This is a genomic window from Mycobacterium sp., assembly GCF_025933915.1.
Lineage (GTDB): Bacteria > Actinomycetota > Actinomycetes > Mycobacteriales > Mycobacteriaceae > Mycobacterium.
The window spans coordinates 35,982-42,157 of sequence record NZ_JAICZA010000026.1 but is presented as its reverse complement, the minus strand read 5'-3'; the positions used below and the strand labels follow the sequence as shown (position 1 = coordinate 42,157).

General features: G+C 69.1%; 5 protein-coding genes. All 5 read right to left on the bottom strand.

What is annotated here, in order from left to right; all coding sequences use genetic code 11:
- On the bottom strand, positions 1 to 2,632 hold a 2,632-nt coding region (locus Q0W90_RS06570), incomplete at its 3' end, for an RNA helicase (protein ID WP_297773721.1).
- A gap of 87 nt (positions 2,633 to 2,719) precedes the next feature.
- Positions 2,720 to 3,676 (bottom strand): twin-arginine translocase subunit TatC, encoded by a 957-nt coding sequence (tatC, locus tag Q0W90_RS06565; RefSeq protein ID WP_297773718.1) that lies wholly within the window; start codon positions 3,674 to 3,676, stop codon positions 2,720 to 2,722.
- 54 nt (positions 3,677 to 3,730) lie between these two features.
- Positions 3,731 to 4,009, bottom strand: coding sequence for a Sec-independent protein translocase subunit TatA (tatA, locus tag Q0W90_RS06560; protein ID WP_297773715.1), 279 nt, complete (start codon positions 4,007 to 4,009; stop codon positions 3,731 to 3,733).
- Between the two features lie 96 nt (positions 4,010 to 4,105).
- Complete coding sequence (locus tag Q0W90_RS06555; protein ID WP_297595693.1) at positions 4,106 to 5,077, bottom strand: YafY family protein; 972 nt, start codon at positions 5,075 to 5,077, stop codon at positions 4,106 to 4,108.
- Positions 5,074 to 6,072 (bottom strand): YafY family protein, encoded by a 999-nt coding sequence (locus Q0W90_RS06550; RefSeq protein ID WP_297595694.1) that lies wholly within the window; start codon positions 6,070 to 6,072, stop codon positions 5,074 to 5,076. Before Q0W90_RS06550 ends, Q0W90_RS06555 begins: the two co-directional genes overlap by 4 nt.
- Positions 6,073 to 6,176 lie beyond the last annotated feature (104 nt).

Below are 6,176 nucleotides of genomic sequence, written 5' to 3'. Positions count from 1 at the left end.
GGGGTGAGCCGGTGCCGGCCGGGTCGGCCGCCGCCAGCGCCGCGGCCAGATCACCAGCCCTGGCCCAGCGGTAGATGACATTGACGAAGCCGTCGTCGGGCTCGCGACTCGGGGCGATCCGGTGCGTCTGCTCATCGGCGCGCAGCGCCATCGACAGCCTCGACGTCTGCTGCAGCGCCCGCCGCAATTGCTGCGTGGGGGCGTCGGCCGCAAACGCCGCACCCGGCCCGTCCCCGCCTCGGCTTTCGTACAGAACCGACGAGATCACCGCCGCCAGCTCGGCCGGCTTCAATCCCGACCACGCGCCACTGCGCAGGCATTCGGCGACCAGCAGGTCGCTTTCGCTGTAGATGCGCGCCAGCAACCGGCCGGCGTCGGTGACGCGGGGATCACCGTCACGCCCTTCGATGAACTCCCGCTCGGTGAGCAGCCCGACGATCCGATCGAAGGTTCGGGCCAGCGAATTGGTCGCTGCCGCAACATTTTTCTCCAGCTGCGCGTTGTCGCGTTCGATCCGCAGGTAACGCTCGGCCTGCCGGACCTGTGCTTCCAGGCCGGCCGTGTTGTGCGACGGGTGCCGGCGCAGCTGTTCGCGCAAGGACGCCAGCTCCGGGTCGTGAAAGGCGCCGTCGGCGTCCCCGCGCCCGCCGCGGTGCCTGGCCGGAATAGTCAGCCCGGCGGCCGCCGACCGCAGCGCCGAGGCCAGATCACGACGGACCCGTGGCTGCCGGTGCTCGACCCGCTTCGGCAGCGACATGGAACCGACCGGCGCGGTCACGCCCGAATAGTCGGCCGAGGAAATCCTTCCCGCCCAGCGGTTTTCGGTCAGCACCAGCGGGCGCGGATCGGAGCTGTCGCGGGCCGATTCCAGCACCACGGCCAGCCCACCGCGCCGGCCGTGGGTGATGTTGATGATGTCGCCCCGGCGCAGCGCGGCCAGCGCGTCGCTGGCCGCCTGCCGTCGCTGCAACCGCGAGGCACGTGACTGCGCGCGCTCCATCTCGGAGATGCGCGCACGCATCCGGGCGTAATCCAGGATCGGCGCCTTGGATCCGCCCAGCTCGGCGGCGATCTCGGCGAGCATCGCGGTGCCCCGCTCGATCCCACGCACCAGCCCGACGACGGAGCGGTCGGCCTGATATTGCGCAAATGACTGCTCGAGCAACCGATGTGCCTGCTCGGGCCCCATCTGGTGCACCAGGTTGATCGTCATGTTGTACGACGGGGCGAACGAACTGCGCAGCGGGAAGGTGCGGGTGGAGGCCAGCCCGGCCACCGCGGAGGGTTCGGTAGTTTCCTCGCTGGGGTTCCAGAGCACCACCGCGTGGCCCTCGACGTCAATGCCGCGCCGCCCGGCGCGCCCGGTCAGCTGCGTGTACTCCCCCGGCGTCAGCGCCACGTGCTGCTCGCCGTTGAACTTGACCAGCCGCTCGAGCACCACGGTGCGGGCGGGCATGTTGATGCCGAGCGCCAGGGTCTCGGTGGCGAACACGGCCCTGACGAGCCCGGCAGTGAAGAGTTCTTCGACCGTGTGCCGGAAGGCGGGCAACATGCCGGCGTGGTGGGCGGCCAGACCACGCAGCAGCCCCTCCCGCCACTCGTAGTAGCCGAGCACGGCCAGGTCGGAGTCGGCGAGATCGCCGCAGCGATGCTCGATCACCTCGGCGATCTGCGCGCGCTCCTCCTGAGTGGTCAGCTGCAACGGGGAACGCAGGCATTGCTGGACGGCGGCGTCACAGCCGGCCCGCGAGAACACGAACGTGATCGCCGGCAGCAGCCCCTCCGAATCCAGGGTCGCGAGCACGTCCGGGCGCCCCGGTGTGCGGTAGAAGCGGGGCCGGCCCGACCCCGCCGGTGAACGCCCACGTCCGGCGCTTCGCCGCGGCTGCCAATCCGACATGCGATCCGCCTCGCGACGATGCGCGATGTGCCGCGACAGATCCGGGTTGACGCGCGGCTCGCGGGCGACACCCGGTTGCGCGGGGGCTTCCGGATTCCGGTAGTCGAAGAGGTCGAAAAGCCGCTTGCCCACCAACACGTGTTGCCAGAGCGGCACCGGCCGGTGCTCGTCGACCACGACCGTCGTATCGCCGCGCACGGTCTGGATCCAGCCGCCGAACTCCTCGGCGTTGCTCACCGTCGCCGACAGGCTGACCACCCGCACCTCGTCGGGCAGGTGCAGGATCACTTCTTCCCACACCGGCCCCCGCATCCGGTCGGCCAGGAAGTGCACCTCGTCCATCACCACGTACGAAAGTCCCCGCAGCGCAGGCGAATCCGCGTAGAGCATGTTGCGCAGCACTTCGGTCGTCATGACCACCACGGGCGCGTCGGCGTTTACCGACATGTCCCCGGTGAGCAGGCCGATGCGGTCGCGGCCGTACCGCGCCGTCAGGTCGGTGTGCTTCTGGTTGCTCAGCGCTTTGAGCGGCGTGGTGTAGAAGCACTTGCCGCCGGCCGCCAGCGCCAAGTGCACCGCGAATTCGCCGACCACCGTCTTGCCGGCTCCGGTCGGCGCGCAGACCAGCACCCCGTGGCCGCGTTCGAGCGCCGCGCACGCCCGATGCTGAAAACCGTCGAGCGCGAAGGGCAGGTCGGCGGTGAACCGGGTGAGCTCGACCAGCTCCGTCACGCCGCTGCCCCGTTACGCGAGGGTGCGCAGTTGTACGTCAACACCGGCGTGTCGCTGTGCAAACACGCACCCTCGCGCCAGAAAGACTCAGGTGACATCGTCGTGTTGCCCCGCGGTGACTGAGGGCTCCGGTATCGCGGTGGGCCGTTCGATGACCGATGCTTCGTCGTCGGGGACCACCGCCTGGGCTTCGCGCTTGGCCTTGCGCTTGTCGTGGAGCCGGGCGATCTGGATGGCGAACTCGAGGAGCACGGACAGCGCCAGCCCGAGCGCGGTCATCGAAAACGGATCGGATCCGGGCGTGAACACGGCCGCGAACACGAACATCGCGAAGATCAGACCGCGCCGCCACGACTTGAGCCGCTGGTAGGTCAGCAGCCCCACCGTGTTGAGCATGACGATCAGCAGCGGGAATTCGAAGCTGACGCCGAACACCACCAGCAGGTTGATCAGGAAGCCGAAATACCGGTCGCCGGACAGGGCGGTCACCTGCACGTCGCTGCCGACGGTCAACAGGAAGCCCAGCGCCTTGGACAGCACGAAGTAGGCCAGCGCCGCGCCCGCGCCGAACAGCACGACGGCCGGCACCACGAAGGCGACCGCGAAGCGGCGCTCCTTCTGGTAGAGCCCGGGGGTGATGAAGGCCCACAGCTGGTAGAACCACACCGGGCAGGCCAGCACCACCCCGGCGGTCAGGCCCACCTTGAGCCGCAGCATGAACTGGTCGAACGGCGCGGTGGCCAGCAGCCGGCATTGCCCGTCGGCACTGATACTCGCGCGCGCCGACTGCGGCAGCGAGCAGTAGGGATGACGCAACCACTGGCCGAGGCTTTCCAGCCCGAAGATCGAATGCGAATACCAGACGAACCCGAAAATCGTGGTCAGCACGATCGCCGCCAGGGAAATCAGCAGCCGGGTGCGCAGCTCGGTGAGGTGGTCGACCAGCGACATGGTCGCATCCGGATTGGTGCGACTGCGTCTGTTACGCGGGTTGAGGCGTTTCAGCACGCCGGAAGTGCGCGCTGAAGCCTTGAATACTTTCACGATGCTCGTCTAGGGCTCGGTCAGGGCGCTCGGGCACCGCGACGATGATGGCGGCTACGCGGGGCGTGCTTCGCTGTGCCCCTGCTCGCTGGGCGCCGGAGCGTCGACGCGCTGCGACTGCACGGGAGCGGGGTCCGCCGCGGAGGCGTCACTTTGGGTCCCCAAAGCCGATGTCTCCGGCTTGTTCTCGCTCTGCATTTCCCGGATCTCGGACTTGAAGATCCGCATCGACTTGCCCAACGAACGCGCCGCGTCGGGGAGCTTCTTGGCGCCGAACAGCAAGATCACCACGACCGCGAGGATCGCCCAGTGCCACGGACTAAGACTGCCCACTTTGATTACCTCCAGACGTTCACCCGATGCTACCGCAGCAGCGCCGCGTGCCGGTGGGCCCGCGCCGCACCGCGGTATGCCATATCGCCTGGACTTTTAGGGGCTCAGGGCGTCATAGGACGTCACGGCGGCCGCCGCGGCATCCCGCACCCGCTGCGCCAGTGAGCCCGGTGCCAGCACCTGGACGGCGGGCCCCAAGCCCAGCACCAGCCGCGTCATCCAGTCCTCGGACGCGTAGGTCATCACCGCCTCGCAGGATCCGTCCGGCAACTCGCGCACGTCGCGCATCGGGTAGTACTCGAACATCCAGGACGCCGCGGGCGCCACCCGCAGCGTGGCCAACGGCAGCGACGGATCGCCGTCGAACAGCGAGGTGTCGGGCGGCGCGTGCAGCACCGGCTCGGGCGGCGCGGCGGGCTCATCGAGCTCGCTGGCTTCCACGATCCGGTCGAAGCGGAACAACCGGACCCCGTCGGCCTCGCGCGACCAGGCCTCCAGGTAGCTGTGGCCGCCGATCAGCAGCACCCGAATGGGATCGACGACCCGGCTGGTGAGTGTGTCGTGTGACGCGGAGTAGTAATCAAGGGCCAGCGCGTGTCGCGACTGCACGGCCGCGCGCACCGCGGCCGCGGCCCGACTTTCCACCGGCGCAGGCTCGTCGACGGCCGTCGCCGCGTGCGTGGCGTCGTGTCCGACGGCCCCGGCGGCGTCCTCGATCTTGGCGATCGCGCTGCGCGCGGCTTCGGGGTCGACGACGCCGGGGATGTCGGCCAGCGCCCGCAGCGCCACCAGCAGGCCGGTGGCCTCCGGCGAGGTGAGCTTGAGCGGGCGGTCGATGCCGGCCGAGAACGTCACCTCGATGGTGTCCCCGGAGAACTGGAAATCGATGAGGTCACCCGGGAAGTAGCCGGGAAGCCCGCACATCCAGAGCTGGTTGAGATCCTCTTCCAGTTGTTTGGCCGAGACCCCGAGATCGGCGGCGGCCTTGGCCCGGGTGACCCGCGGGTTGGCCTGGAAGTACGGGACCATATTCAGCAACCGGACCAGGCGGGCGGAGATCGGGGTCATGTGGACACGCCCGCATGACCCCGCAACCGGGCCAGCACGTCGTCGCGCAGGGACGGCGGCTCGAGCACCAGGGCGTCCGCGCCGTAGCCGGCGATGTCACGTGCCAGCTGGTCGGTGGATCGGATGTCGAGTTCGATCACCTCGCCGTCGCGATCACCCAGTTGCCGCCCGCCGACGGGCCTGCCTGCGCGGCGTAGCGCGGTGGCCCGCCCGTCGGCCACCCACACCGTGGCCGGCCCGCCGGGCGGCGTCGCTGAAACCTCCGTGACCGTCTGGGCCACGATCCTGCGCAGGTCGATCCCTTCGGGCACGGTGACCGCGCCCGGCGGGTCGATCGGTGTGACGTCGGGACCAATCCGGGAGAGCCGGAAGGTGCGGGTGGCGTCGCGGTCGCGGTCGTGACCCACCAGATACCAGCGGCCCTTTTCCGTGACGACGCCCCAGGGTTCGACGGTGCGGGTGGCGTACGGCTCGGTTCGTGACGGCCGATGCGGAAACTGCACGGCCTGCCGGGAGTCGATGGCGGACAACAGGATTCCGAGAACGTCTTCCGAGCCACGCAGACCCGGCACCCCGGCCGGCGATGCGATGGCGACCGGCGCGTCGGGATCGACGTCGACGCCGGCCGCGCGCAGTTTGAGCAGGGCGCCCTGGGTGGCGGTAATGAGTTCGGGCGACTCCCACAGCTGGGTCGCGACGGCCACCGCGGCCGCCTCGTCCGGGGTCAGGTCGACCGGTGCGAGCGAATAGGCGTCGCGGTTGATCCGGTAACCCTCGCATGGATCCCCGGCCGACGCCCTGCCGACCTCGAGCGGGATGCCCAGGTCACGCAGTTCGTTCTTGTCGCGCTCGAACATGCGGGAGAACGCCTCGGCGCTGGCGCTGTCCGAATAACCGGCTACGCTCGATCTGATCTTTTCCGCGGTGATGTAGCCGCGGGTGGACAGCAGGGCTATGACCAGATTTACCAGCCGTTCGACTTTTGACGTCGCCACCTGTAGCAGCTTAAAGGTGCCGCAAAAAAGCTACCTCAGATGGCCGGGCGGGTCTCGTCGGCAGTTTGACTGACGAGTGTGCCGGAAACCCTGTGGTGATTATG